Annotated in this window: 26 protein-coding genes and 12 tRNA genes; 22 read left to right on the top strand and 16 right to left on the bottom strand. The window is 39.6% G+C overall.

Translation table 11 applies throughout. The annotated features are described in order from the left end of the window. Positions 1 to 33 precede the first annotated feature (33 nt). From G7062_RS10575 to G7062_RS10590, 4 genes are all read right to left on the bottom strand, one after another. A complete protein-coding gene (locus G7062_RS10575) occupies positions 34 to 261 on the bottom strand; it encodes a hypothetical protein (RefSeq protein ID WP_166065892.1) in 228 nt (75 codons plus the stop codon). A gap of 13 nt (positions 262 to 274) precedes the next feature. Beyond that, the gene (locus G7062_RS10580; protein ID WP_166065893.1) at positions 275 to 1,441 is read right to left on the bottom strand and encodes a hypothetical protein; all 1,167 of its coding nucleotides are present in this window, start codon (positions 1,439 to 1,441) and stop codon (positions 275 to 277) included. A 387-nt stretch (positions 1,442 to 1,828) separates the two neighbouring features. Continuing rightward, entirely contained in the window at positions 1,829 to 2,059 is a 231-nt protein-coding gene (locus G7062_RS10585) for a helix-turn-helix domain-containing protein (protein WP_166065894.1), read from the bottom strand. A gap of 63 nt (positions 2,060 to 2,122) precedes the next feature. Beyond that, a tRNA-Gln gene (locus tag G7062_RS10590) sits at positions 2,123 to 2,197 on the bottom strand. A gap of 335 nt (positions 2,198 to 2,532) precedes the next feature. Here G7062_RS10590 and pta point away from each other — a divergent pair. The 11 genes from pta (at position 2,533) to G7062_RS10645 (ending at position 9,022) form a co-directional block, all read left to right on the top strand. Next, positions 2,533 to 3,507, top strand: coding sequence for a phosphate acetyltransferase (pta, locus tag G7062_RS10595; protein ID WP_166065895.1), 975 nt, complete (start codon positions 2,533 to 2,535; stop codon positions 3,505 to 3,507). A 177-nt stretch (positions 3,508 to 3,684) separates the two neighbouring features. Then, positions 3,685 to 3,760: transfer RNA gene (locus tag G7062_RS10600), tRNA-Val, on the top strand. 2 nt (positions 3,761 to 3,762) lie between these two features. Then, positions 3,763 to 3,838 (top strand) — tRNA-Thr (locus G7062_RS10605). A gap of 25 nt (positions 3,839 to 3,863) precedes the next feature. Then, a tRNA-Tyr gene (locus tag G7062_RS10610) sits at positions 3,864 to 3,947 on the top strand. Between the two features lie 4 nt (positions 3,948 to 3,951). Continuing rightward, positions 3,952 to 4,027 (top strand) — tRNA-Lys (locus G7062_RS10615). 16 nt (positions 4,028 to 4,043) lie between these two features. Further along, positions 4,044 to 4,117: transfer RNA gene (locus G7062_RS10620), tRNA-Gly, on the top strand. 73 nt (positions 4,118 to 4,190) lie between these two features. Beyond that, positions 4,191 to 4,445, top strand: coding sequence for a CPCC family cysteine-rich protein (locus G7062_RS10625; protein ID WP_166065896.1), 255 nt, complete (start codon positions 4,191 to 4,193; stop codon positions 4,443 to 4,445). Between the two features lie 16 nt (positions 4,446 to 4,461). Next, positions 4,462 to 4,791 carry a protein tyrosine phosphatase gene (locus G7062_RS10630; RefSeq protein ID WP_166065897.1) on the top strand — a complete coding sequence of 110 codons (330 nt, stop codon included), beginning with the start codon at positions 4,462 to 4,464 and terminating at the stop codon, positions 4,789 to 4,791. A gap of 63 nt (positions 4,792 to 4,854) precedes the next feature. Further along, positions 4,855 to 4,930: transfer RNA gene (locus tag G7062_RS10635), tRNA-Val, on the top strand. A 5-nt stretch (positions 4,931 to 4,935) separates the two neighbouring features. Next, positions 4,936 to 5,009: transfer RNA gene (locus G7062_RS10640), tRNA-Gly, on the top strand. A 383-nt stretch (positions 5,010 to 5,392) separates the two neighbouring features. After that, positions 5,393 to 9,022, top strand: coding sequence for a hypothetical protein (locus tag G7062_RS10645; protein WP_166065898.1), 3,630 nt, complete (start codon positions 5,393 to 5,395; stop codon positions 9,020 to 9,022). A 57-nt stretch (positions 9,023 to 9,079) separates the two neighbouring features. On the opposite strand, the gene G7062_RS10650 is transcribed toward G7062_RS10645, so the two are convergent. Together G7062_RS10650 and G7062_RS10655 are read right to left on the bottom strand one after the other, a co-directional pair. After that, positions 9,080 to 10,228, bottom strand: a complete 1,149-nt coding sequence (locus G7062_RS10650; protein WP_166065899.1) for an ArgE/DapE family deacylase — start codon at positions 10,226 to 10,228, stop codon at positions 9,080 to 9,082. Between the two features lie 78 nt (positions 10,229 to 10,306). Continuing rightward, positions 10,307 to 11,692 (bottom strand): DUF6630 family protein, encoded by a 1,386-nt coding sequence (locus tag G7062_RS10655; protein WP_166065900.1) that lies wholly within the window; start codon positions 11,690 to 11,692, stop codon positions 10,307 to 10,309. 172 nt (positions 11,693 to 11,864) lie between these two features. On the opposite strand from G7062_RS10655, the gene G7062_RS10660 reads away from it, so the two are divergent. From G7062_RS10660 to G7062_RS10680, 5 genes are all read left to right on the top strand, one after another. Further along, positions 11,865 to 12,374 (top strand): hypothetical protein, encoded by a 510-nt coding sequence (locus tag G7062_RS10660; RefSeq protein WP_166065901.1) that lies wholly within the window; start codon positions 11,865 to 11,867, stop codon positions 12,372 to 12,374. 69 nt (positions 12,375 to 12,443) lie between these two features. Next, positions 12,444 to 12,519 (top strand) — tRNA-Val (locus tag G7062_RS10665). A 2-nt stretch (positions 12,520 to 12,521) separates the two neighbouring features. After that, positions 12,522 to 12,597, top strand: a tRNA-Thr gene (locus tag G7062_RS10670). 6 nt (positions 12,598 to 12,603) lie between these two features. Continuing rightward, a tRNA-Lys gene (locus tag G7062_RS10675) sits at positions 12,604 to 12,679 on the top strand. A gap of 8 nt (positions 12,680 to 12,687) precedes the next feature. After that, positions 12,688 to 12,761: transfer RNA gene (locus G7062_RS10680), tRNA-Gly, on the top strand. Between the two features lie 97 nt (positions 12,762 to 12,858). Here the strand turns inward: G7062_RS10680 and G7062_RS10685 are convergent. Further along, positions 12,859 to 13,044: a hypothetical protein gene (locus G7062_RS10685; protein ID WP_166065902.1), complete on the bottom strand. Its 186-nt coding sequence runs from the start codon at positions 13,042 to 13,044 to the stop codon at positions 12,859 to 12,861. Between the two features lie 454 nt (positions 13,045 to 13,498). On the opposite strand from G7062_RS10685, the gene glpK reads away from it, so the two are divergent. Continuing rightward, positions 13,499 to 14,983 carry a glycerol kinase GlpK gene (glpK, locus tag G7062_RS10690; RefSeq protein WP_166065903.1) on the top strand — a complete coding sequence of 495 codons (1,485 nt, stop codon included), beginning with the start codon at positions 13,499 to 13,501 and terminating at the stop codon, positions 14,981 to 14,983. Positions 14,984 to 15,017: 34 nt separating this feature from the next. Here glpK and G7062_RS10695 read toward each other — a convergent pair whose 3' ends face one another. The 3 genes from G7062_RS10695 to G7062_RS10705 all read right to left on the bottom strand — a co-directional run bounded on the left by G7062_RS10695 (position 15,018) and on the right by G7062_RS10705 (position 17,440). Then, a complete protein-coding gene (locus G7062_RS10695) occupies positions 15,018 to 15,578 on the bottom strand; it encodes an NADPH-dependent FMN reductase (RefSeq protein ID WP_166065904.1) in 561 nt (186 codons plus the stop codon). 1 nt (position 15,579) lies between these two features. Beyond that, entirely contained in the window at positions 15,580 to 16,638 is a 1,059-nt protein-coding gene (locus G7062_RS10700) for an LLM class flavin-dependent oxidoreductase (RefSeq protein ID WP_205700131.1), read from the bottom strand. A gap of 127 nt (positions 16,639 to 16,765) precedes the next feature. Next, positions 16,766 to 17,440 (bottom strand): response regulator transcription factor, encoded by a 675-nt coding sequence (locus tag G7062_RS10705; protein WP_166065906.1) that lies wholly within the window; start codon positions 17,438 to 17,440, stop codon positions 16,766 to 16,768. A gap of 121 nt (positions 17,441 to 17,561) precedes the next feature. Here G7062_RS10705 and G7062_RS10710 point away from each other — a divergent pair, with 121 nt between their 5' ends. The 4 genes from G7062_RS10710 to G7062_RS10725 all read left to right on the top strand — a co-directional run bounded on the left by G7062_RS10710 (position 17,562) and on the right by G7062_RS10725 (position 19,672). Continuing rightward, positions 17,562 to 17,912 (top strand): CidA/LrgA family protein, encoded by a 351-nt coding sequence (locus G7062_RS10710; protein ID WP_166065907.1) that lies wholly within the window; start codon positions 17,562 to 17,564, stop codon positions 17,910 to 17,912. Next, the gene (locus G7062_RS10715) at positions 17,912 to 18,616 is read left to right on the top strand and encodes an LrgB family protein (protein ID WP_166065908.1); all 705 of its coding nucleotides are present in this window, start codon (positions 17,912 to 17,914) and stop codon (positions 18,614 to 18,616) included. The genes G7062_RS10710 and G7062_RS10715 overlap by 1 nt, the downstream gene beginning before the upstream one ends. A 13-nt stretch (positions 18,617 to 18,629) precedes the next feature. Next, on the top strand, positions 18,630 to 19,079 hold the full coding sequence (locus tag G7062_RS10720) for a low molecular weight protein-tyrosine-phosphatase (protein ID WP_166065909.1): 450 nt from the start codon (positions 18,630 to 18,632) through the stop codon (positions 19,077 to 19,079). A gap of 272 nt (positions 19,080 to 19,351) precedes the next feature. After that, on the top strand, positions 19,352 to 19,672 hold the full coding sequence (locus G7062_RS10725) for a DsrE family protein (RefSeq protein ID WP_166065910.1): 321 nt from the start codon (positions 19,352 to 19,354) through the stop codon (positions 19,670 to 19,672). Between the two features lie 23 nt (positions 19,673 to 19,695). Here the strand turns inward: G7062_RS10725 and G7062_RS10730 are convergent, their stop codons facing one another. From G7062_RS10730 to G7062_RS10755, 6 genes are all read right to left on the bottom strand, one after another. Further along, positions 19,696 to 20,322: a GyrI-like domain-containing protein gene (locus tag G7062_RS10730; protein WP_166065911.1), complete on the bottom strand. Its 627-nt coding sequence runs from the start codon at positions 20,320 to 20,322 to the stop codon at positions 19,696 to 19,698. Between the two features lie 51 nt (positions 20,323 to 20,373). Next, positions 20,374 to 21,273 (bottom strand): permease prefix domain 1-containing protein, encoded by a 900-nt coding sequence (locus G7062_RS10735; RefSeq protein WP_166065912.1) that lies wholly within the window; start codon positions 21,271 to 21,273, stop codon positions 20,374 to 20,376. Further along, entirely contained in the window at positions 21,257 to 21,601 is a 345-nt protein-coding gene (locus G7062_RS10740; RefSeq protein ID WP_166065913.1) for a PadR family transcriptional regulator, read from the bottom strand. Before G7062_RS10740 ends, G7062_RS10735 begins: the two co-directional genes overlap by 17 nt. A 97-nt stretch (positions 21,602 to 21,698) precedes the next feature. After that, a complete protein-coding gene (locus G7062_RS10745) occupies positions 21,699 to 22,487 on the bottom strand; it encodes a metallophosphoesterase (protein WP_240915953.1) in 789 nt (262 codons plus the stop codon). Beyond that, complete coding sequence (locus tag G7062_RS10750) at positions 22,488 to 23,066, bottom strand: ECF transporter S component (protein WP_166065914.1); 579 nt, start codon at positions 23,064 to 23,066, stop codon at positions 22,488 to 22,490. It abuts the gene before it with no gap. After that, on the bottom strand, positions 23,063 to 23,809 hold the full coding sequence (locus tag G7062_RS10755) for a type III pantothenate kinase (RefSeq protein ID WP_166065915.1): 747 nt from the start codon (positions 23,807 to 23,809) through the stop codon (positions 23,063 to 23,065). The genes G7062_RS10750 and G7062_RS10755 overlap by 4 nt, the downstream gene beginning before the upstream one ends. 289 nt (positions 23,810 to 24,098) lie before the next feature. Between G7062_RS10755 and G7062_RS10760 the strand changes: the two genes are divergently transcribed. Beyond that, complete coding sequence (locus G7062_RS10760; RefSeq protein WP_166065916.1) at positions 24,099 to 25,223, top strand: FAD:protein FMN transferase; 1,125 nt, start codon at positions 24,099 to 24,101, stop codon at positions 25,221 to 25,223. The last annotated feature ends 34 nt before the right edge of the window (positions 25,224 to 25,257 follow it).

Genomic DNA, 25,257 nt, shown 5'->3' on the forward strand with positions numbered 1-25,257 from the left:
AACTTGAGTATGTTATATTGTAGTGTTTCATAACTATACCGTCTGTTCCCTGTTAAAGTCGATTCCGTATATCAATTCATCTTTCTGTTCTTTCGTCAATGAATCAACTATGGCAAGCACTAATTTTCGATATTGCGGATAATGTATGCGATGCACAATCGGAAAATCAAAATCATCAATGTGTTCATGGATTGTGTCAATATCGCGATTCCAAGTAAATCTTCTATCTCCTATTGTTGCGTACACGGTTGTTTTTAGCATATTTATTTTCCTCCTAATTACTCAGAGTGAGTTCTTTCAAATCATATCGTTTAACCAATTGTTGAATATTTAATTTAAACCGATTCCAAAGACGTTGTATGTTTTCAAACAATGCTTCGCGTCCTTTTCGTGTATCAATCAATGACAGTGAGGTACCATCACTATCTGTAAAATGATAGTTTTTGAATGCTCCATAGTATTGATAGTAAATGTCTTTTAGTTCTCTACCTGCTTTTGTTAGTTTAAATCCAACTTCATCAATAGTCCGTGATGCATAACCCACAGTCCCAAAGTCATCATCACGATAGTCGTGTACCATTTGTTCCTCAAGATAGTACATCAATGTATGTTCCATAATCTTCTGCTTTCGATTAATATCTGCATATATTTTGTTTAACTTTGCATGATTAGACCACCATATATGAAACCTCTTAAATCGCCATACTGGTTTTTGAGTTGCTTGCAATGAAGCATATGTATCAATAATGCACTGGCGTACTCTGTGATAAAGAAATTTAGGTTCATGAGCAAGTGAGACGCACTTTGTTATACCAAATAGTACTGATACCTCCACATCTTCACCGTTCTTATCTTTAACAACATCGCCTGCCTTATATATGCATTCAGCATTTGGATCATCCTTTTTGCAAAATGTCTTTGTAATTTTATTCCTGTATGCAGCCCTCTCATATCGCTTTTTGATAACTCGTGCTTTGCCAGTGAATTCATAGTCACAGACCCATATATGCAAGTAGCGACCAAATTCACCCTCATGAGCTTCAAATACTACATAACCAAGTTTCTCACCACCAGACAGAATATCCATAAACTTATCTGCAAACTTTTTTACACCTAAGTCATCCAGGTGATGATCAATCATCAAAGTTATATTCCATCCTTGGATTGCTTCATACGTCTTGTTAGTTGCTCTAACCTTTGTGTACTTTCTCATTTTGTGTTGTGCTACATATTGTAGATAAGATTCCACCATTTCATTTACTTCCATTTGCTTTGCACTTTTGCTCCAACTTGCCTTAACAAATCGGTGTTTATTGAAGTACGAAGACATTAACCGTTTCAAGTTCCTTACTGGAGTTGGACGGCCATAAATGACTTCCTCCATCTTCCCAGTATCTTCATTAATCTTGAGTGACAACTCACCTTTTAACTTTTTACTCATTCAGCAACTAATCTCCATTCCATGTATCGTCGATATATATAAGGTAACGACGGCTCGCCGTCCTTACTTTAAGGGATTTAAAATCGAATTTATTTAGTTTTGTAAGTGTTTGTTCAGCGTGAATTGCTGATTATCGTGAAATTTCAATGAATCACCGTCTTTCCATGCATATTAAATGTTGTTTCTGATCGTAAACATTTGATTATTCATAAAATTGTTGTATAATGTAAACAACAGGTCGCACTTAAAGTGTGGGTATGTTGAAAACAACAATTTGATGAATTTGTATAAATTTAACAGATGTTGCTGGGTCTTACTTGGAACGCCAATTCCGTGTAAGATTGTAAAATTGAACTTTGTACCGTTCGAGAGCCACCAGGCTCTTTTTTACTTTGCTTCAGCAACTCCGTATTTTTTAAATACGTAATTAGTGTCATACCCAACTGCGTTTGTTATTTTATCCAGGTTCTCAACGGTCATTGAGTACTCGTCCTCTAAGAATCGTCTAATCATCTGACGCGAAACCCCTGATAATCTTGATAATTTGTTCATTGATCCAACTTCTGCTACAACGTCGACAACAAATAATCTATATATTGTAGATAGTTGACTGTTCATAGTTCACCTCCTAGGACAATAAAAAAAGCCGATAGATATAATCTACCGGCTGTTGGTTGTCCATGGCTGGGCCACCTGGGATCGAACCAGGGAATGTCAGAGTCAAAGTCTGATGCCTTACCGCTTGGCTATGGCCCAATGTCTTTCTCGTTTATTGCTTACTCATTATATCATAAGGCAAAGACATTTCAAGCCCTAATTGTAAATAATTTAGAATTTATCTTTTAACCCCTTTTTAGTGGGGATACTTAGTATATTTGCGAGTTTGAGAAAATTCAAAGCACTTACTATCATGCCTTTATATAATAAAGAAAAGGATACATTATCAAATAATATCACTAAGTTTGTTCCGTTCAATCCTAAATACAATGGGAAACACTCAATTTAAGTGTTCTTTTTTTGCATTATCGATTCATACACGTGTCATCATGATATAATATTACAGAATGAAATTAGGAGGATATTGATTCATTATGGCACTATTTGAAGGATTAAAGTCTAAAATCACAGGCAAGAACATTAAAGTTGTCTTCCCTGAAGGTTCAGACGCTCGAATTATTGGGGCAGCAGTTCGTTTAGCTTCTGACAATCTATTACATCCAATATTATTAGGGGATAAGGATGAAATTGCAGAAGTAGCAAAAGGTATAGGTTTCATGATTGATAAGTTAGAGATTATCAACCCAGAAACATATGAAGCAAAAGAAGCAATGGTCGATGCTTTGGTTGAACGTCGTAACGGGAAACTAAGCAAAGAAGATGGATTCAAGTGGATTCAAAATGTTAACTACTTTGGTACAATGTTAACCTATATGGGATTGGCTGATGCCATGGTGAGTGGTGCAATTCACTCTACTGGTGACACAGTGCGTCCAGCATTACAAATCATCAAAACAAAACCAGGAATTTCACGTACAAGTGGTGCGTTCATTATGACAAAACGTAATGAAACATACCTCTTCTCAGATTGTGCTATCAATATTAATCCAAATGCACAAGAACTTGCAGAGATTGCTGTTGAATCAGCACGTACTGCTGAATTGTTCGGTATTGATCCAATCGTCGCAATGATGAGTTTTTCTACCAAAGGATCAGCAAGTGGACCAGATGTTGAAAAAGTTGTTGAAGCAACACGCATTGCTCAAGAATTAGCACCTGACTTTAAAATTGATGGTGAACTGCAATTTGATGCAGCATTTGTTCCAGCAGTCGCTGAACTCAAAGCACCAGGATCAGAAGTTGCTGGACAAGCAAAAGTCTTCATCTTCCCAGAAATTCAATCCGGTAACATCGGTTACAAGATTGCACAACGTCTTGGTGGATTTGAAGCAATTGGACCAATCTTACAAGGATTGAACAAACCAATTTCTGATTTATCACGCGGATGTAATGAAGAAGATGTCTACAAACTTGCTATCATTACTGCAGCACAAACATTGATGCAATAAGCACCATAATATGCAATTAAACACCTTGAATTCGAGGTGTTTTTTTTATGCTCAAACCCCCTTTCCAAGCCGATATTTTCGTTGTTTCAAATTATTTGGAAATAATGTCGTTTTTATGTTGACTATTCTCTTAGCCGTATGGTATATTATTAAGGCGTTAAGGAAACAAGGCGCCATGGAGGTTTAGCTCAGTTGGGAGAGCATCTGCCTTACAAGCAGAGGGTCAGCGGTTCGAGCCCGTTAACCTCCACCATTGCCGACTTAGCTCAATTGGTAGAGCAACTGATTTGTAATCAGTAGGTTGGGGGTTCAAGTCCTCTAGTCGGCACCATCTTTAATAAGAATATCTCAGAATTGGGGAGATAGCGAAGTGGCTAAACGCGGGTGACTGTAAATCATCTCCTTAGGGTTCGGCGGTTCGAATCCGTCTCTCCCCACCATTCTGTCCCGTTAGCTCAGGTGGTAGAGCAACTGACTTTTAATCAGTGGGTCGTAGGTTCAAGTCCTACACGGGACACCATTCTTATTAATTATATGCGGGTGTAGTTTAATGGTAAAACTCCAGCCTTCCAAGCTGGCTACGGGAGTTCGATTCTCCTCACCCGCTCCAATATAGATACTTACAGTTGCTTCGGCAACTTTTTATTTGTATTTAAACACTGATTTTGAGAAGGTGATGTAGAATGAGAAAACTATTTCGGAAGAATAACACAAAACTCCGGTGCCCTTGTTGCAACTACAAAACACTGAAGGAATTTGGTAATTACGATATTTGTCCCGTATGTTTTTGGGAAGACGATGGAGTTGTTGATTTAGATATAATCTCTGGACCCAATCACATTTCACTACGGCAAGCACAAAGGAACTTTATGATGTTCGGAGGCTGTGATGAACACGCGCTATCGTTTGTTCGTAAACCGAAGGCTAATGAATACTAATAAGTGAGGAAACATTTTGAAAATTCTATATTTATGCAGTCAAAACAGACGCAGGAGTCTAACTGCTGAATCCGTTCTTAATGGCATCGATGGTCACGAAGTTCGATCCGCCGGCACCGAAAACAATGCTCGAATTAAGGTAACCGAAGGCATGCTTGGTTGGGCAGACATTATTGTAACCATGGAAAAGAAACATACCATGCGCATTCGAAGCAAGTACCGAGACATTCTTGAGGTACGCCCTATTGTTTGCTTACACCTCCTCGATGACTTTCTTTATATGGATGAAACGCTCATCGATATTTTGGAGTCTGGTTTCCAGGATATTATTAGATTGAAAGATTAACACGCATATAAATACTTGCTTTACTTTAGAAGACAGTATTGTTAAAATATATGTAGTTGTACCGGAGGTTTAGCTCAGTTGGGAGAGCATCTGCCTTACAAGCAGAGGGTCAGCGGTTCGAGCCCGTTAACCTCCACCATTTTTGCGGGTGTAGTTTAATGGTAAAACTCCAGCCTTCCAAGCTGGCTACGGGAGTTCGATTCTCCTCACCCGCTCCAATTTTTCTTAAATTATACGAATGCAGACACCACATAAAATTGTGATGTCTTTTTTTGTGCATTTCATAGCATCATAACACATATTTATTCTATTTTAATCACCCTGACCATCTGAATAACCCATTAAGAGGAACATTTGTCGCGATTCCCACAAAATTTCCCATGTTCTAAAACGACTCATTTATGTCATGAATAAACGCAAATCTAAAATAATTGATAATTTTTTGTGAAAATAGCGCTTTATTAAGTTTATGAATTTTGTAAATTAAACACAATGCTTTATCATATAAGGTGGGTATACAGAAGGTGAACCAAACGCTTCTTACAACCAACCACATATAAATATTTGCGTATGCGTACAGAATTAGAGGGGGAATACCAAAATGCTAAAGAAAATCACTGCGTCATTAATACTGATTGCACTGGCCGTAACGGTACTCAGTGTATCAGCGGACGACTCGTATCAAGAATCAAACAACAACGATACAAATAAAAACAAAGAAATTATTCACACTACTGAGGTAACAACGGGTGAAGGTGAAAATCAAGAAAACGACGAAATCGAGATTGAGAATGATGAAGATATCAACGAAGACTCCGACCCAATCGAAATGGATAGTGATGCACTTGCGGAAAATCCGAACGATCCTACCGCAACGCCGGAAGACTCCTCGTCTGATACAACGATCGAAGAAGATGTACTACAAGTTGCTCCTTTTGAGTTGTCCAGCAATGAGGTTATCGTTACAACATTCTCAGAGCTAAAATCACTTATCGAAAGCAGCGGCAACGGCAACTATACTACATATTATCTGGGCGCCGATATCGATGGACTTTCTGGTGGAATTGTTATCCCAAGTGGTTACTCTTTCACAATTGACGGAACGAACCCCCTCACAGGCATAAGACATACTTATAATGAGTTTAATTCATCCACTACCGGAAATACCATCAGACACTCGACCAGTGCCCCCGTAACGTTCACACTTAGAAATATGGACATTAAGGGCCAGAACAACCACGGAACAATCTACATAACTGGTGGCACGGCAAATACTGTTCTTATCTACGATAACATAAGTTACCATGGCCCCAGAATAACCGAGAATGCGAACGGGAGAGCGATTTATCGCAACTCTGACGTCATTATTGGTGAAGGGTCATTCGGGAGTGTCTCACGTGAGGTTGGCGATGTAAAACATGTTCAATTTGAGGGCAATGTTTCTATTCGTCACACTGATAACACCTATGAAACCTTCACAATGGGTAATAATAACTCCTTTACATTTAAAGAAAACTCGAATGTGACTGTATCATCAAAAAGAGGGATGAGTAATCGTTCCGTATCTACTACAATCGTGTTCGAAGAAAACTCAATATTGAACATGACGCAGCCATCAACCCAAGGGACATCCGCAGTCTTTTATCTCGAGGGTTCTGCAAGCTCTTTTACAATGCGTCCAGGTTCTGAATTAAATGTTGATCGACCATTTGCAACGTCAAACATCGAGTCAATCCTTTATGCAGCACGCGCTGCAGATGCTGACATCGATGGTGGAAAAATTACTTATAAACACAATGGTTCTCAAGCGAGTTACGCGCTCTTTAGTCTAAGAAGCCTTACACTACGTAACGGTGCACATATCGACCTTAACATCGATTTATTCTCACAAGTCACACTCATCGACCTCGCAACAACATTTAAAATGACCGACTCAACGATTACTACAAATGTAGGAGATACCATCGGACGTGCAATAACTGCTCCGATGATTACCTCGATAACAACACAACCGATAGAAATTTCGAACTCTGTCGTCGATATTCGTGCAAATGTGATTAACACACCTATTTTCCAAGGTAATGAGGCAAAGATTGATAATTCGGATGTATCGTTTGCTGCAAAACAAACCATGGGTGCAAACCCCTTTCGAGTACCGACATTCAATCGACTCCAATCGAGCACTTATACACTTAAATTTGGAACCTATACACCGACAGGACCGCTTGTCCTTGGATCTTCTGGTGCGAACCAACCCTTTACACTCACCGATTCAACCATCAATATCGAAGGGGATACCATCAAGAATAGCATTCTCTTTGGTTCAACAATTACAGCCGATAGCCTCTCAAAATCAGTTATTAACATAACTTCCGCTAAAGACATTTCAGCTTCACTCTTCACATCCGCAAACATTAACACGATGCACAATGTCGAAATCAATGTCACAGCCATAGGTAATGTATCACCCGTACATTTTTTAACGGCATCAACTGGGATGATGAGTCTAAACAATATTGATCTTTCAGTTAAAGCAGGAGCATGGAACAGTCGCCTCTATTCAGGACCAAGTCTTGAGATTAACGAAAGTTCAATTGATGTACAATTCTCAGGAGACATGGTTGCACCGTTTATCGAAACAAATGATTTCAAAGGTCTTACCAAGAGTTCACTAAAAGTTGCTACCGACGGATCCTACAACAATAAATTAGCATTTATTTACAACAAAGGAGCAACAACTACAAGTTTTATTGATAGCTTATTCGATACAAAATTTGATCAAACATATGCATCGACGATAACCGCACGCAAGCTGATTCTTAACAATACAACTGCAAGACATATTGCTCGGAAGACCAACCTAGATATTGCGCCTCGACTTCTCTATAATGTCATTGAATTTGAAGCACACAACAATTCGGATATCACCATGCATTACGCTGAAGAAGGCGGAAATCTTGTATCACACGTTGATACTACTTCGTTTATTCTCGAGAATTCAAAACTTGATATCAAGGCAGATACACAAAACATTCCTATGGTTGGAGCAGTTGGAACCGTATCATTCTCGAATGCGAGCGTTTCATTGTCAACACCCAATTCCAATGCAGCAAATGCGACACTGCTTAAAGCAAGAGAAATCAACACTACAGATTCAGTTGTGACGATCGACTCTGGGAACAGCACATTAGATTCTCTGATTGAACTTACTGGAACAGTATTTTCTTTCAAGAAAACCTCCGAAAACAGCGACGCACACCTGCTGTTAATCGGAAACAATGTAAGCAAACTTATTCGTACCGGCAATACAGCAGTAGATATGACATTACAAGGACACCAAATGAATCAATGGGATGTCTTTGGAAATAAAGAAAATTTCGATGGCTTCACTCATAAATCACGTGCACGATTTGAGCGTGATGATGAAGCGCTTGGAACATTATCATTTAAATATCTGGGAAATAAAGTGTCCAATGAGTCATTCACATTCACTGTAAATGACTTCGCAGGCGATGGTTGGGATAACCCTGTCGATACCCTCTCCTTTGATGGCAGCAAAACAAAGATATTCTCAATCGGTACTCCAGAACCCGTAACCGCGAATGCGGAAGCGGGAGGTGAAACCATTACAGGGATTTTCGTACCCTATGGGCAAGTACGTGTAACTTATCTCAGCAACGGAATTCTAAAATCGACGATTGCACGTGCAGATGCACAGGGTAATTTCATCGCAAACACCGATCCTTTAGATTCAGCTGAGATTCAGCTTGAGACATTTGGAAACTTTATCTATAACTTTGCGGAAACGGGAAGTCTACGTTTTGGGGTCATGCCCTCAACCCTTAATTTCGGTATCAATGCAATCCCAAATAAACCCACCGTATTCAACAGACACGGATCAGATACTGAACTCGAAATCATTGACAACCGTTCAAAAGGAGCAGGTTGGAAACTCGAAGTTCAAGTTATAACACCACTTGAAGCAACAAACGGTGACTATAGTAATGCTGATGGCATCATTGTTTATCGTGATGGCAACGCTATCGACCACGAGTTGAAGCTTAACCAGCGATTTCAAATTGCACAGAGTGACGCGAATACCCCAGCAATTCATAAGATTCAATGGGCTAATGACGAAGGTATTCTGCTGAAATTTATGGATGGAAGCAGCATCCATAAAGACGCACAGTACAGTGTGAAAATCCAATGGATTCTTACTGATACAAAATAACATTTAAAAACCTTCACCACTATCATGCAACAATGATTAGCGGTGAAGGTTTTGTTTTTATTTTAAATAGGATGCGGCAATGTCTTTGTATATCTCAATCATCTCAAGATAATTATCAATTTCTACATATTCGTTCATTTGATGTGCTAGTGTTGATACACCAGGACCAAATACTACAAAATCAAAGGCTTTCTTTGCTTTCGTAAATTCTGCAGCATCGGTTGTACCTGCTGCACCGACTAATTGCAGGCGTCCTTTATCGTGTTTTTCACTAACACCTTGTACTGTATTAATCAGACTTGAGTCTTTATCTGCTTTAACAGGAATCTTATTGAAATCAATTGCCAATGTTAAGTTGTAATCTTTCTCTAGGTTAAGTTCATCAACAACTTTTTGAAGCAATGCAATAACTTTGTCATTGTCAAACTCTGGGAGTGATCGAATATTCCCTTGTAATGTTGCGAGAGCAGGTATGCTGTTTACTTGGTTTCCACCGGAAATCACCGTAACGTTATGAATGGTACGGCCCAGCGTCGCATCATTATAATCAGCTGCAACTTTATCCATTGCTTCATTAACACGTGTGATAAAAACGTTTAAGTGATTAATGGCATTAATCCCTAATTGCGGCATTGAACTGTGTGCTTCTTTACCTTTTGAAGTAAGTGTATAGTTGATGGATCCCATATGGGTATACATCAAGATATAGTTTGTGGGTTCTCCAATAATGAGCCCATCTACATCATCCATATATCCTTCTGTTGTTAATTGCTCAGCACCCAATTCTCCAACTTCCTCACCAACTGTTGCTAGTAATTTAAGGGTTCCTTTAAAGGGAATTCCTTGTTCTTTCATTTCAATCATTGCAAGTACTTGGGCAACTAGTCCCGATTTCATATCAGTAGTCCCTCGTCCGTACATCTTGTTTCCTTCGATATGTGCATCAAACGGTGGGTATTTCCAAAGTGATGCATCACCAGGGTCTACAACATCCATATGACCACTGTAAGCCAACACCTTGCCCTCACCACTTTTCATGGTTGCGACAAGATTGCTGCGATCTGGCGCATAATCAACAAGTGTCGATTCAATACCATGATCTTTTAATAATTTCTGCAGATATAATGCGACTGCTTTCTCATTTCCATTGATTGATTCAATACGAATCACATCTTGGAGTATTTCAATTTTCTTTTGTTTTTCCATTGTATTACCCTCCCTATTCCCTATATTGTACCGCATCTATTTTGTCGTTTGCGTGAATTATGGTGACACAAATTATCACTAATAGCAGTCCCATGTATAAAGCACATCTGTAAAATTTCGGGCGGTGATATCCACAGGCGCAATAAAGAAGTTGGCAATACCACAATCACCCCAAAGAATTTCATGTCCATCCACATCGTCACTGTTAATTTGCAACAATAAATCTGTGTACGGCGTCTTAGCATCGCGCGGATCATACTGCGAGAAAAACGGATAACCACCAATCTTATGGTCCGTATTAAACGATTGATCACGGGCATGCTCATAGTAAATCCCTAATTCATCAACTGTTGCAATGATACTTTGGGGGTAGTGTTGATTCCATGCATTTACAAAAACAGACTCAAGTTCATCCAAGTACAAAGGTAAATGCTGTGTACGCTTTTCAAACACCATTCCAAAACTTCCCTCAAACGGAAAACTATCGGATGGTTTATTGACACAGTAACGCTTCCGTACATCTGCTTCGCTGATTTCATGATCTAGATTGCCAATGTAGATCACACATGAACTCCCTTGTGCTGAATCGGCAAACCCTTCTAATCCATAGTAAACGTTATCAAGAACCCAAAATTGTAGTAGCCCGTTCTCAGGAAGTCCTAAAGGATTAATTGGAAGATCTTCCAACCGAATCTGAGCAAGTAAGCGCAACGCTTCTCCAGCTTCATTCACGGGAATTGTCTGTTCAGCGGATAGATAGGGTAGTCCACCCAGTTTACTATCAAAAATCGAGTCCGGCTGATTCGTCAACGAAATGGCGACATAATCACGACACCATGTACTATCCAGAGCTGTATATACCGTGTTGAACATTGCTTCACTGACTACAATGGGCTCCGGTTTAATGGCTTGAGCAATACTACGACACAGAGCTTTGCCAATCCGTGCAAAAGAGGCTTCGCGCCATAAATCACCCACATACAATACATAGCGTTGTGGATCAACTTCAAATTCATAAATACATTTTCTCTGTTCTTTAATCCCATAATCTACGGCTTGTATCCATGCATCCAGTTTATCATTCTTGTTGAGGATATTTAAATCTAATTGAAGTCCGCAATTCTCAATACAGTGTTTGAATGTTGCAAGGGAGGCGTTGGGTTTCATGGTGAAGAGTATATTTTCTTCAAGTAGAACATCCAAAAAGCCAAACCATTGTAAATCATCAAAACTTGTAAGCTCAATATCCAAACCATGCGCTTCATATGCCGCTTTATGTTCTTTAGCATAATAATAAGGATCATCGATACACAGACGAACTTGCGGAGGCATCGCAGCTTTACTGAGTTCATTCCACAATGCTTCATAGTGTACTGCATAATCTTTATACGCTCGGCTTTGGGGTTTGTAGTTTCTTTTGGGGTTCTTTGCATGTTTCGCAAATATTTTATTGAATATATTCATTATCTTTACCTCTATCATCCATCCTAATACCTGCATGCATTACATCCCTACATTCAGTGTATGCCTCACCCACTTCCCCGTCAAGTTCATAAGTAATCATTTTGAACACTTTGCATCTATCGTCACGATGTGTGACATGGTATAGTTTACCTAAAGTATAAGGAGAAATACCATGAAGATTAAGCCTACAGGAACTCCCGCAATTATCGTAAAAGTTTTAGCTGGTTTTATGTTATTAGCAAGTGTTGCATTTGGCGTTCGTTGTTTTACCGGTGATGATGTTGTCCTCGATTTCACTGGAGCTCTTTTTACATTCATCGGAGCTTGGTTGGTACATTCGGAAATCAGCAGTGATTTCGTAGTCCTAAATGATGATAGTTTCACAATCACAAGACGCTACTATAATGGTGATAAACTTACATTACGTGAGGACACCATTTTGTATCATGATGTCCAAGAAATTGGTTATGGGTTTGAACTCAAGGTGCCCCGTATGGAAAAAGCACGCAAAGCGCGCTTTGGTTGGTATTCCCCAAAAGAGATCATTTTTATTACAGACACAAAGAAGATTCCATGGAATTGTTTGTCTTATAGTAAAAAGGATATTGCGACACTTTTGAATCACATCCAGGCCAAAACAGATGTTACAATCTCCGAGAAACTCACGACGATTAATCCATAATCATTATTTAATCATTACCTCTTTACTTTACCCATCATTCAGTGTATTATAAGTTAGCAATTCGATTTCGGAGGTTTAGCTCAGTTGGGAGAGCATCTGCCTTACAAGCAGAGGGTCAGCGGTTCGAGCCCGTTAACCTCCACCATTGCCGACTTAGCTCAATTGGTAGAGCAACTGATTTGTAATCAGTAGGTTGGGGGTTCAAGTCCTCTAGTCGGCACCAGGAAGTGTCCCGTTAGCTCAGGTGGTAGAGCAACTGACTTTTAATCAGTGGGTCGTAGGTTCAAGTCCTACACGGGACACCATTTATTTTGCGGGTGTAGTTTAATGGTAAAACTCCAGCCTTCCAAGCTGGCTACGGGAGTTCGATTCTCCTCACCCGCTCCAAAACATTACACAAAACGCCTGATGATGGAAATTTCCACAAGTTCAGGCGTTTTTTATATTTTCAAATCAAAAATTTATAGAAACTAACCCTTTAGACTTATGATTCTTTCAAAATATCGGGCCCCTTCTTTTTCTCAAAATGTCTCTCTACAAAAAATACTATTATTTCCATAATCGAAATACCTGTCCAAATAGCAGCCTCTTTATACTGCTCGAAATATAACATTGTCACTATAAAAACCAGCGAAACTAAGAACGCAATGCCCATCACTATTTTCTTCACAATAAGACCTCCTTTCGTTTAGTTTATAAAACAAAATTAAAATCAGTGTTTAACCCTATACACATTATATCAAATATAAAAGTATAGACTGTTATGAGTATCAACGTGAATGAGCGATTACAGAGAATTCGAGTGGCGCTGGCAGAAAAAAACAAGGCCCCCTGACCTTGTTTTCTTTTGCTATACCCCTCATAGCATTTGTGTAATGCAATACATCCCCTTAAGTAAAATGATGACCACCCTCATCATTCAACTCGAACACGCGTCGAATGTTCTCGCCTTGTGTACCTATAATTTAACACTTTGAATCACAAATCATACTTCACGTGCTCATGAAACCCATTGAATGGGTGATGTTCTTATGTTTTGTGAACTTTGAACACAGTTGAGTTTAAAAAAATAATGTCTTCGTTTGTTTTGTACGTTATAATACATATAGAAACGGGGTACTCACATGGGAAAATATATCATTGCATTGGATCAAGGAACGACGAGCTCTCGTGCTATTATTTTCGATAAAGATCACAATATGGTTGATGTCGCGCAAGCAGATTTGCAACAGTTCTATCCGCAATCGGGATGGGTGGAGCAAGATCCCATGGATATATGGTCAACTCAGAGTGGTGTTTTGAATCAAGTCATTGCAAAGTCAGGAATCGATGTGAGCGATATTGATTCTATTGGTATAACCAATCAAAGAGAAACTACCATAATTTGGGATCGTGTTACGGGGCGCCCAATCTATAACGCTATTGTTTGGCAGTGCCGGCGAACTGCACATATCGCAGCACAATTGGTTGAAGATGGCCATGCTGAGTATATCCGGAACAATACTGGACTCGTTGTCGACGCATACTTTTCGGCAACGAAAATACGATGGATTCTTGATAAAGTTCCCGGAGCACAACAGCGCGCAGAACGTGGTGAATTAATGTTTGGAACTGTCGATGCCTGGCTTATATACAACCTCACCGATCGCAAAGTCCACGTTACTGATGTTACCAATGCCTCACGGACAATGCTTTTCAACATCCACACACTTGAATGGGATCAATCATTACTAGAAATTCTCAATATTCCCCAGGCAATACTCCCCTCGGTTATCAGTAGCAGTGAAGTGTACGGCTATACGAATATCCAAGGGCATCAAGTCAAACTCGCTGGTGTTGCTGGTGATCAACAAGCAGCTTTATTTGGTCAAACTGCCTTTAATCCTGGAGAAGCCAAGAATACGTACGGAACAGGATGCTTTGTTTTGATGAATACTGGAACAACACCTGTCTTATCACAGCACGGATTGGTAACTACAATTGCAAGTTCTGTTAATGGTGAGATTCATTACGCACTCGAAGGATCAATCTTTGCTGCAGGTTCTATCATGAGATGGCTAAGGGACGATTTGAACATGATTGCGACAGTTCAAGAATCTGAAACACTTGCCAACCAGGTTAAAGATACCCAAGGTGCCGTTTTTGTTCCAGCATTCTCAGGACTTGGTGCACCCTATTGGGATATGTACGCACGCGGCGCCATTCATGGCATGAGTTATGCAACTGGTCGTAATCATATTGTGCGTGCAGCACTGGAGTCAATTGCCTATCAATCACACGATGTATTGAAGGCCATGGAACAGGATAGTGGGTACCGTCTGACAAATTTACAAGTTGATGGTGGTGCAAGTTCCAATCAATTTCTCATGCAATTTCAAGCAGACATTCTCGGTATCGATGTCAACAGACCAACAATCCGAGAATCAACAGCACTCGGTGCAGCTTTTCTAGCAGGTTTGGCTACTGGGTTCTTTACTGATAAAAAGGCCCTCAAATCATTGCATTCGCAAAATACCACATGGACTCCAAAAATGGATGAAACCACACGACAAACACTAATCAAACAATGGCAAAAAGCAGTGGGTCGATCAACGAACTGGTTAGAATAGGAAAAGACCGCATGGGTGTGCGGTCTTATTATTTTTAGAAGCTAAACAGTTTATTACGTTCTGCTTTGAGCGTATCCGTGAGGAGCATGTCCTCTTCAATATTACGGGCAAGTCGCTTGAGGCGGAAATGAACATCATCTTCGATAATTTCGGTTCGATAAAAATCTTTTCCTTCAATAAAGACATACTTCGCAACTGTCCGTGCCTTCATATATGAGAGAATCGGTTTCAACTGATATTCTCCAACCATATAGTGTTTTGAAGATCCCGCCGTCATCACGATGCCAACTACTTTATCCTTGAGACCATCAATTGGGATGAGGTCAAAGATATTTTTTAATGCACCAGGAATGGATGCTTGGAATACTGGCGAACCAATTACCAACGCATCCGCTGCGAGGATTTTCTCGACGAGATGCAATGTATCCCCTTCATAATCACGATAATCACGTCCATCACTAAACGCAACCTCAATTTCTTTCAAATCGACGACTTCAAAGTCTACATCACTTGAGAACAAAGGTTTTAGCGTATCCAGTGCAATCCGTGTTTTTGTTCCAAATACAGATCCTGATATTGCCAGTACTTTTTTCATCTTATTGTTGCTCCTTCACTGCTTCACGCGCTTCAATTCCAGCACGTACCGCAGGAATAATTTCTTCGGCAAGCACTTTAATTTGACGAGAAACTTCATCAAAGGGGATACCACCCATGTCCAATTGAATCATCAAACGATCGTGTTGGTAGAGATCATACTGATACAAAATCTTATCAACGATTGTTTGGGGTGATCCAACAAGCATTGCTTGACGGACATCAATTGAGTCAGCCATCAATTCCATTGAGAACCCAGTTCCATTTGCCATTTTAAATCCTTGATCCAAATGAGGGTAGAAACTACGCAGTGCATCAGTATCTGTTTCCTGAGTATGGAACAATGCCGTAATTCCAACCTTCGCTTCTTCAGGATTGTGGCCATATGCTTTCCAATGTTTTCTAAATGTTTCCACTGAGTGATTGAAGAGTGAAGCGGGTCCTGCAAGTGTTGCTAAAATCATTGGTACACCGGCAATTCCAGCCTTAACGGCACTTGCAGGTGGACCACCTACCGCACGCCAAATTGGTAATTTTCCATTCTTTGGTTTTGGAAGCAAATGGGCATTTTCCAATGGTGCACGAAAACGACCGCGCCAGTTGATGGTTTCTTCGTTATTCAACATCGTAAGAAGTTCCATTTTTTCCTCAAAGAGTTCTTCATAATCACGAACATTGAATCCCAATAATTCAAACCCACCCAAACGAGAAGCACGTCCTGCAACAATTTCAGCACGACCATCAGAAATTAAATCTAGGGTTGAAAAATCCTCATATACCCGTACTGGATCACTGGTGCTTAAGACTGAAGCAGAACTTGAAACAATAATATTCTTTGTCTCACGAGCGATTGCAGCAAGGATAAGAGCGTGTGCTTGACTGATGAAATGTTCTTGATGGCTTTCACCAACGGCAAACAAATCCATGCCATACGCATCTGCTAATTTCGCAGCTTGAATAATATCTTCAATGCGTTGTTGTTCACTAATAAGTGTTCCTGTTTTTGGATTTGGCATGTGGTCTCCTAATGTATAGAGACCAATTTCAAATTTTTTCTTCATATCAATACCTTCTTTCCTCACATATATATTTGCTATGTTTAATAACATATTAATTTAATATGTTATTAAAGTAAAGAAGAATGCTCACACTCATAAAAAGGCCTTCGAAGTTTCCTTCAAAGGTCCATTACTCTTCCGATAAACGAACACCCACACCCCATACGGTTTGGATATATTCGATACTCGGATCAATTCTCCGAAATTTCTTTCGGATGCTACTAATGTGAACATTCACAGTGTTTTCATCCAATGATAATCCCTCACCCCAAATGCTCGCATACAGCGATTCTTTAGTAATTGTTTTGTTGGGATTATTCAATAGCAACTTCATGATTTCAACTTCCTTTTTTGACAAGTCGACAAGCTCACCACTTAGTTCGATTTTCAAGTCCGCAGGATAGTATTTAATATTTTTATACCGAACGCCCTTCGGACTCACAAATTTATGCTCTATGCTTAATTGTTCTGCAACGCGTGCTTTTAGTATATTTGCATCTACTGGCTTCACAACATAATCATTGGCTCCATTCATCAACATCGACATGGTGACACTGGTTTCTGAAATTTCTGATAAAACAATTATAGGTATCGAGCTTTCATCTCGAACCATTTCCAGAAGTTTCCCCCCATCAAATCCTGGCAGTCTTACATCGAGAAGTATGAGATCAACAGCATTCTGTTGAAAACATCTGAGACCCTCCACACCACTTCTTACAGTGATTACCGAATATGTTTCTGAAAGATAACTCTCAAGAACCGTATTCAAGCGATGGTCGTCTTCGACGATAAGAATTGTTTTCATGTTCCCCTCCCTTTTCACTATTATATCACGTGATTTTATAATAAACCCTTTACATACACTCAGAAATTCATTTTCTCGTGAATTTGTGTTAAAATTAACAGAGTTTAAAGGACGTGTATTTATGGAAATTATTTTTCAATTTATGATTATTGCCGGTTTTGCCTTCGCTGGGGATGCAATTGCACTCTTATTGCACCTTCCGATTCCAGGAAGCATTATCGGCCTAATCCTGTTGTTTTTAGCATTGCAGTTTAAGATTCTTGAACTAAAAAAAGTTGAACGGGTTGGATTATGGCTTAAAAATAACCTTGCATTTCTCTTTGTACCCATTACAGTTGGTATCATAACTTACTTTGATATCCTAAAGACTTCGTGGTTAAACATTGTGATTGTTTTAGTTGTTTCGACGCTGTTCACCTATCTTGTTACAGCTTTCGTAGCAACAAAGATTCTTGCGAAAGGGGATAACTAATGGAAAAAGTCCTGATCAATCCCTTGTTTGGATTGGTGCTTACCGCACTTGTTTATACCCTTACATCGATGCTTCAACGCAAAACACAATCCGACTTATTGAATCCTTTGTTAATGGCAAGTATTACTATTATTGCGATTCTTATTATATTCAATATCCCATACGAGACATTCAATGCGGGCGGAAAGTTCATCACAGCGCTTATTGGCCCCGCTACAGTCGCTTTAGCGATCCCCTTGTATCAAAACATAGCAATCCTCAAAAAGCACTGGAAAGTCGTTCTATTAAGTATCCTCGCCGGTGTTATTGCGCATGCTCTCATTATTGGCATCCTTGCATTTGTATTAAGTCTTGATTCCACTATGATTGCTACCTTAATTCCAAAATCCGTCACAACAGCGATTGCTGCTGATGTGGCTGAAAGTCTTGGTGGTATTACCACATTGACGGTTTCTATTGTAATCATTACCGGTATCTTTGGCGCCGCATTCGCACCCATTGTAAATAAACTTTGCAAGATTAAAGATCCAATTGCTCAAGGATTGGCATTGGGTACTGCCGCACATGCAGTGGGTACATCAAAGGCTGTTGAAATGGGTGAGACCCAAGGCATTATGTCAACACTCGCACTCGTCGTAACTGGTATTGCAACAGTGCTCCTGTCCCCTATAACACAGATTATTATCGAAAAAATATTATTCTAAAGGAGATTCAAAGATGAAAAAGGTTCTATTTGTTTGCTTGGGTAATATATGCCGTTCACCAATGGCAGAAGCAATTTTCAAAGATATGGCAGCGGGACTGATTGATGTCGATTCGGCAGCAACAAGTCGATGGAACGACGGTCAAGCACCGCATAAAGGAACTCAAGATGTTCTAAAAAGTCGTGGATTGCACTGTGATGGCATGTTCGCACGTCAAATCACGCCTGATGACTTTTTAAATTTTGACTATATCATTGGAATGGATTCAGAGAATGTGGACAACTTAAAGGCTATTGCACCTGAAGGCACTCTCGATAGGATCCATCTCTTTCTTGATATCGTAGATGGTCGTGAAGGCCAAGGCGTCCCTGACCCTTGGTATACCGGTGACTTTGATGAAACCGAGCGACTTGTCGTTGAAGGATCACGTCGGTGGGTTGAATATATTACGAATCAAGTCTAATAGAAGGCATCCCCTGAGCAAGTCCAGTTGCAGTGCTTGAAAAAATGGTTTGAAAGATCGTCCCAAAAGATCCAATCAGAATCAGTGACAGCAAGTTTGAAAAAGTCATCCTAGGAGTTTTTAATACACCCAAAGACTTTAAGCCTTATGATGGCATCGTGAACTTATACGATGGAAATATGAAATGGGGTGAAACATTTGTTATGATGCCCTTTACCTCTCGATTTTCTGTTTGAAAAGGCATAAGATAGAAGTATACCAAAGGAGGCATTATGATGAAAGTAATTTTCCATGTCGATGATGAAAATGTTTTCCCAGAAGCATATGCAAATATTAAAAACCTCATCGCAACCAATCAAGTTGAGGATATACACTTGCTCCTCAACGGTGGTCCTGTAGAACTGGGGATCGACAATCCATACATTCGAGAGTTGTCAGTTGAAGACCATGTTCGGGTTAGCGTCTGCAACAATGCTTTACGAGGAATGGGGATTAATCCTGAACAAATCATGAAGTCTGTTCAAATTGTTCCCGCTGGAGTTCTTGAGCTTGTCGTTCGACAATCTGAGGGTTTCGCGTATATTAAACCATAAAAAAACCAGATAACTGGTTTTTTTTACGACTCAATTGTATAACGTAATGTCGTCTGATTCTTTTGTGGATTGTCCACGTCCATTCTTAAGTAAATTTCACGATGAAATGCTTCATTAGAGCGGACAAGATTATGATCAAAAATAAATGTCGAAAGTTTCGCAAACGATTCGGGCTCATCATCATAACTTCCTTGATGTAAGATTTGAACCGCTTTAGATTCTGGCGTTGTAACAAAAGTTACTGCCTTTAAGTCTTCCGGGTTTATTTTTTTTGATGCCTTGGTAAACGCCATTTGAAATATTGATTCGGTTACAAAATCGGGTTGTCGAATCATAATCGTATACGTCAAGCGGTCTTTATCCAAACCATGTTGAGAAATATCATCTGGCATTTGCGTCGAACTCCAGTCACCTTCTAGTGGATAGACTGTATACTCAAAATACCCATCAGGAGTAAATCCGCCTTTCGGCATCATTCGGATTCCATAACTTATCGAATACAGCATCTGTATGTGTTCCTTGAATGCAGCACTGTTTGGATTTCCAACACCTGAGACTTGGACATACTTCAAAGATGGTATCGTCACAACAGCAGGTACTAATTTCCCAATATAAAGTTCTTTCTCTTTTTTACGCCATTCGTGTTTCATCACAATCACCTCTCTCACATTATAAACCCTCACAGTATGTGAGGGTCAAGTTTATTTTGCTTTAATTGATTTAATCAATGCCATAAGAATTGCCATTATTGGAAACATAATCCATAGCACACCGAATAAATACGGTCTCCATAAACCCAATCCGACATATGCAATAGCCGTTAGAGCCATGACATGTCCGGTAATTTCTTCAAAACGCTTGTCTTGTTTCCGGTATGTTTCGGACAAGTTCTTAATTGCTTCTGGAAGTTTATGATTGATGGATACGTACATAATAATAAAGACTGCCACAGCTACGCACATCATAAACGAGAATGCTTGGATTGTTTCATTTTTAAACTGGGGAATATCGAAAATATAGGCGAGTACTAAACCCCCGAGAATTAATCCGACCCCTACTGCAATTCCAGGAATGAATCGCGATTCAGTCTTCGCAATTTGTAAATCAATGTCACCAATGCTTTCAGGTGTAAACTTTTTGGCATGCTCTTCATTTATCTTAAACTGCGAGTACTTCATGCCATTGACAATAAAAATAATTACTGCGATTAGAATCGCTACCAAGAATACACCATTCCCTACATTCTCCAAACCTACGGATTGAAAAACGGGGTGGAAGGCAATACTGGCAATGATGAGAAATACAGCGCAAGCCATCATTACAGCAAACCCAGGGATAAAACTAAGGAACTTACGAACAGTCGTGGGATCGTAGTAGTCCTCATGATCATCGACAATATTCAAGGCATCTTTAATATCATCCATGGATCCAAATTCACCGATTGCCATCCCAATGGCTTCTGCCTCTGATTTACCAGATTTAATATAATCTTGATACTTGGACTCCATGGAGTCCAAAATATTTGCTTTGATATCAAGAACTTCTTTTGTTTGTGGTAACTCTTTAAACATCACTTCAACATAATCATGAATTTGTTTCATTGTCTTTCTCCTTTGTGAACACATCGATCACTTCTTTTACGATTCCCCATTCAACTTGCTTTTCTTTGTAATAACTACGTCCGGACTCGGTAATGTGATAATAGGTACGCGCACGTCCACGTGTTTCATCACCTTCATAAGACGTTATGTAGCCATTCTTTTCCAATCTGGTAAATGTTGAATACAATGTAGTTTCTTTAATTGTATACTTACCGTGACTGAGTGCTTTAATCTCTTGTCCAATTTCATACCCATAGGAATCCCCATCCAAAAGTAAAAAGAGAACTATCGTGTCGTTATAACCACGAATTACATCGCTACTAATCATACTTACTCCTTTACTACATCTGTCGTAGTAATCATACCACAAGTACTACGACAGGTAAAGTAAAATGTTGCAATAAATAAAAAAGAGGCCGAGGCCTCTAAAAATTTAATACAACGATTTCTGGACGTGCAAAGAATCGAACAGGCAGAATATCAACACTTCCACCCACCCCAGAAGATACATAAATTGTACCTTGGGGGCGTTTGACTAAACCATACACATAGCGTTGTTTGTAGTCAGAATTAGAAACTGGAGCATATTTACCAAAGAACGTAACCTGACCTGCGTGCATATGACCTGCAAGGGCGATATCGATTGTATTGGGTTTCACACGCTCAAAGAAGTCGGGATTATGACTCACAAGAAGCGTGTACGAGTGTGTCTTTGGTAGTTGTGGATTGCCACGACCGTAGTCATCTACGCCAACAATCTGCATACCCTCGAATTCATAAGTTGTATTGATAAGAAGTGTCACATTTGCTGCAGCAAGTCCTGCCTTAACACATGTGAGATCACGATAATCATGATTCCCTAGCACCGCAAGCTTTTCACCTTTGATTTCTTTAATATAATCAAAAATCAAAGCATTGTCTGAAGATTTTTGGTGTATTAAATCCCCACCCAGGATAACCAAATCGGCATCACATTTATTTACTGCACTGACGACTTGTGATGCAGCACGGTGAAGAAAGCGACGCCTTTTGTGATCAAATTGAAAATCTGAGACAAACACAATTCGTTTGCCTTTTAGTGCTGGCGGCACTTGATGGGTCTCTTGGAAATCATGGTTGGTTATCGTACGAACGCGTAGCCAGTAATACTCAAAGAAACCATATACAAATGCTACAAGCGCAAGCAACAAAACGATACCAACAACAATCATCATCTAACCTCGGTGTAATTTCGATAACGCAGTCGCAACTGGAGTTGCGATTACAACACTTGCAATAATTTCAGCCACACCATTGGAAGCAAGAACACCTGTAATCAATACAAGGACACTTCCAGGAAGGTTTGCAAGGATTGCTGGATCACCAGAACCTGTTGCTGCAATATACATAGCCACTAAGACAACTATCGTATGAACAAATGTTGATAAAGCAGCTGTGATTGCAACACGAATTGCATAATTTTTTGTAACTTTCTTCATCACATCATAGATTGCAACAACTGCTAATCCAAAAATGAGGCGTGGTAATACTGATACTAATGGGTTGATAAACAACGGATCAAAGAGTCCGGTAGGACGTGTCGCCGCAATAAACAATGCAGCCAATCCAAATGCCAATGCATTGATAAGAGCAGAGCGGTATCCTAAGACAACCCCCGCAACAATAACTGGAATATGCATTATCGTAATTGAAACAAATCCAATATTAATCATTCCCAAACCCGGTACAAGTGCAAGTACCAATGTAATTGCGATAAATAAAGCGTTTAATGTTAAGTCTTTAGTTTTCATCATGAGACCATTCCTTTTCTGTAGATTTCATACAGACCATCATTCAATAAATCAGGATCATACACGAACCCCGTCATATTATCACGTATCAGACTCGCATAGCCTCCGGTAAGGATTTTTACACAGGGTTGCCCTGCTTCCTCTTCCATTCGCTGCGCAAGACCTTCAATTTGTGCAATCAAGCCATAAAGCGCACCGGATTGAATTGCATCAATTGTACCTGTACCAATTACATTCTTAGGAATCGTGAGTTCAACCTCAGGTAAATGAGGGATGTAATCACGAAAAGCCTTCATTGATGTTCCCAGTCCAGGGATGATAACCCCGCCACGAAAAGCAGCATGATCATCAGTATACGTTAGTTTTGTAGCACTCCCAACATCTGCGACGATTGCAGGTAAAGGATACTTTCCGATTGCCCCCATGGATGTGGCAATAAAGTCTGCACCAATATCACGAGGATTATCCAAGAGAATGTCAAAACCATTGATTGTATCTGCATTAACCAGACAGGGTTCAAATCCAAATACTGCTTGGATTGCATCACAAAATGCACGTTGAATCACTGGAACGACACACGATACCACCACAGCCTCGGGCTTCACGTTCAATGAGACAAATGATTGCTTATAATATTCAAAAGGATTTTCTTTTTCAGTTAGAATTCGCTGATGAATAATTTTTGCATCTCCTTCATAAGCGACAATAACGGTATTTGAATTTCCAATATCAACTGTAATAATCATAGTATCACCTCTAGCATACATAGAATACACGATAATGGTGCGCTTTTCCACTAATGCGACATAAAAATAGTGTGAAAGAACACATGTTTAAGACGCATACAATCGTAAAAGCAAACTACGCATTATGCCTTTAATATCTTGTGAGAAATACAGGATAACGCACGTAATTATCAACAATCTGTGATGTCTCAACCAATCCTTCATGAGTACCTCCCTTCATAGCGCATACATACAAATAAGAGATGGCCCGAAGTTATCCTAAAAGCATTGACTGTGATATAATGATTACATGAAAAAGATACTAATTACACTTACCGCGTTGTTGATGCTTGTGGGCTGTTCATCAACAAAAGGCGATGAATATACAAAATACGATGCCCGATCATCTGAGGTAGGATTTGACACCGTCATAACCTACGTTGCCTACGCAAAAAGTGAAGCAGAGTTCAACAGTCAATTTGATGTTGTTAAAACATCCTTTCTACACTATAACGAACTCTTTGATAAATATCACGATTATGAGGGAGTTAACAATATTAAAACAATCAACGATCAGGCAGGAATTGCCCCTGTGAAAGTTGATCCACTTATTATTGAGATGATTAAACGTGCCAAAGAATACACTGATATTTCAGATGGATATTTCGATATTAGCTATGGTGCAGTATTGGAAATATGGCATGATTATCGTGAAGAAGGTATTGATCTCAATGGCGAAGGCAAACCCGGACGCATTCCAGAAATGTCCGTGTTAGAAGAAGCCGCACAATTTGTCGGATGGCAATTTGTAGAAGTTGATGAAGCAAATAGCACAGTATACCTCAATAACACCCGTGCAAAACTTGATGTTGGAGCAATTGCCAAAGGATATGCAACAGAACTTGTTGCTTTAGAACTTGAAGCAATGGGTGTCGAACATGCAATTGTAAGTGGTGGCGGTAATGTTCGTTCAATTGGAACCAAACCCGATGGTACACCATGGGCAATTGGTGTTGAAAAGCCATCCATGATTGTCAAAAACGAAAGTCTCGATATCTTCAGTATTCCCCATTCAATGTCGATTGTAACTTCAGGAGATTACCAACGGTATTACACAGGACCGGATGACAAAGTCTATTCACACCTCGTCAACCCGCATACACTGATGCCAGAGGCGCGTTTCCAATCGGTAACAATCTTTACACCGGATTCAACGATGGCCGATGCTCTTTCGACAGCATTGTACATGATGACATATGAAGAAGGCCTTGCTTATGTAAATGACTTTAATACAAAATTCCCAGATCGTAAGATTGATGTAATGTGGGTAACATCACAAACCAACCAACCCGATTGGTACAAAACAGATGATTATGCATACATGTTTACAGACAATCTCAAACAATATTCAAAAATGCTCACGAGTAAATTGTGAGTTTTTTTTCGCATTAATAAAAAAAAAAAGAGTA

The organism is Erysipelothrix sp. HDW6C (assembly GCF_011299615.1).
In the GTDB taxonomy this organism is placed as follows: Bacteria; Bacillota_I; Bacilli_A; order Erysipelotrichales; family Erysipelotrichaceae; genus Erysipelothrix.

What these genes read in the sequence shown, in the direction of transcription:
- pta (WP_166065895.1), top strand. Translation starts at nt 2,533, where the DNA reads ATGGCACTATTTGAAGGATTAAAGTCTAAAATCACAGGCAAGAACATT.
- G7062_RS10650 (WP_166065899.1), bottom strand. Translation starts at nt 10,228, where the DNA reads ATGGAAAAACAAAAGAAAATTGAAATACTCCAAGATGTGATTCGTATT.
- G7062_RS10655 (WP_166065900.1), bottom strand. Translation starts at nt 11,692, where the DNA reads ATGAATATATTCAATAAAATATTTGCGAAACATGCAAAGAACCCCAAA.
- G7062_RS10580 (WP_166065893.1), bottom strand. Translation starts at nt 1,441, where the DNA reads ATGAGTAAAAAGTTAAAAGGTGAGTTGTCACTCAAGATTAATGAAGAT.
- G7062_RS10700 (WP_205700131.1), bottom strand. Translation starts at nt 16,638, where the DNA reads ATGAAGAAAAAATTTGAAATTGGTCTCTATACATTAGGAGACCACATG.
- G7062_RS10715 (WP_166065908.1), top strand. Translation starts at nt 17,912, where the DNA reads ATGGAAAAAGTCCTGATCAATCCCTTGTTTGGATTGGTGCTTACCGCA.
- G7062_RS10745 (WP_240915953.1), bottom strand. Translation starts at nt 22,487, where the DNA reads ATGATGATTGTTGTTGGTATCGTTTTGTTGCTTGCGCTTGTAGCATTT.
- G7062_RS10695 (WP_166065904.1), bottom strand. Translation starts at nt 15,578, where the DNA reads ATGAAAAAAGTACTGGCAATATCAGGATCTGTATTTGGAACAAAAACA.
- G7062_RS10720 (WP_166065909.1), top strand. Translation starts at nt 18,630, where the DNA reads ATGAAAAAGGTTCTATTTGTTTGCTTGGGTAATATATGCCGTTCACCA.
- G7062_RS10750 (WP_166065914.1), bottom strand. Translation starts at nt 23,066, where the DNA reads ATGATGAAAACTAAAGACTTAACATTAAACGCTTTATTTATCGCAATT.
- G7062_RS10575 (WP_166065892.1), bottom strand. Translation starts at nt 261, where the DNA reads ATGCTAAAAACAACCGTGTACGCAACAATAGGAGATAGAAGATTTACT.
- G7062_RS10625 (WP_166065896.1), top strand. Translation starts at nt 4,191, where the DNA reads ATGAGAAAACTATTTCGGAAGAATAACACAAAACTCCGGTGCCCTTGT.
- glpK (WP_166065903.1), top strand. Translation starts at nt 13,499, where the DNA reads ATGGGAAAATATATCATTGCATTGGATCAAGGAACGACGAGCTCTCGT.
- G7062_RS10760 (WP_166065916.1), top strand. Translation starts at nt 24,099, where the DNA reads ATGAAAAAGATACTAATTACACTTACCGCGTTGTTGATGCTTGTGGGC.
- G7062_RS10585 (WP_166065894.1), bottom strand. Translation starts at nt 2,059, where the DNA reads ATGAACAGTCAACTATCTACAATATATAGATTATTTGTTGTCGACGTT.
- G7062_RS10740 (WP_166065913.1), bottom strand. Translation starts at nt 21,601, where the DNA reads ATGATTAGTAGCGATGTAATTCGTGGTTATAACGACACGATAGTTCTC.
- G7062_RS10730 (WP_166065911.1), bottom strand. Translation starts at nt 20,322, where the DNA reads ATGAAACACGAATGGCGTAAAAAAGAGAAAGAACTTTATATTGGGAAA.
- G7062_RS10755 (WP_166065915.1), bottom strand. Translation starts at nt 23,809, where the DNA reads ATGATTATTACAGTTGATATTGGAAATTCAAATACCGTTATTGTCGCT.
- G7062_RS10705 (WP_166065906.1), bottom strand. Translation starts at nt 17,440, where the DNA reads ATGAAAACAATTCTTATCGTCGAAGACGACCATCGCTTGAATACGGTT.
- G7062_RS10645 (WP_166065898.1), top strand. Translation starts at nt 5,393, where the DNA reads ATGCTAAAGAAAATCACTGCGTCATTAATACTGATTGCACTGGCCGTA.
- G7062_RS10735 (WP_166065912.1), bottom strand. Translation starts at nt 21,273, where the DNA reads ATGAAACAAATTCATGATTATGTTGAAGTGATGTTTAAAGAGTTACCA.
- G7062_RS10725 (WP_166065910.1), top strand. Translation starts at nt 19,352, where the DNA reads ATGATGAAAGTAATTTTCCATGTCGATGATGAAAATGTTTTCCCAGAA.
- G7062_RS10660 (WP_166065901.1), top strand. Translation starts at nt 11,865, where the DNA reads ATGAAGATTAAGCCTACAGGAACTCCCGCAATTATCGTAAAAGTTTTA.
- G7062_RS10710 (WP_166065907.1), top strand. Translation starts at nt 17,562, where the DNA reads ATGGAAATTATTTTTCAATTTATGATTATTGCCGGTTTTGCCTTCGCT.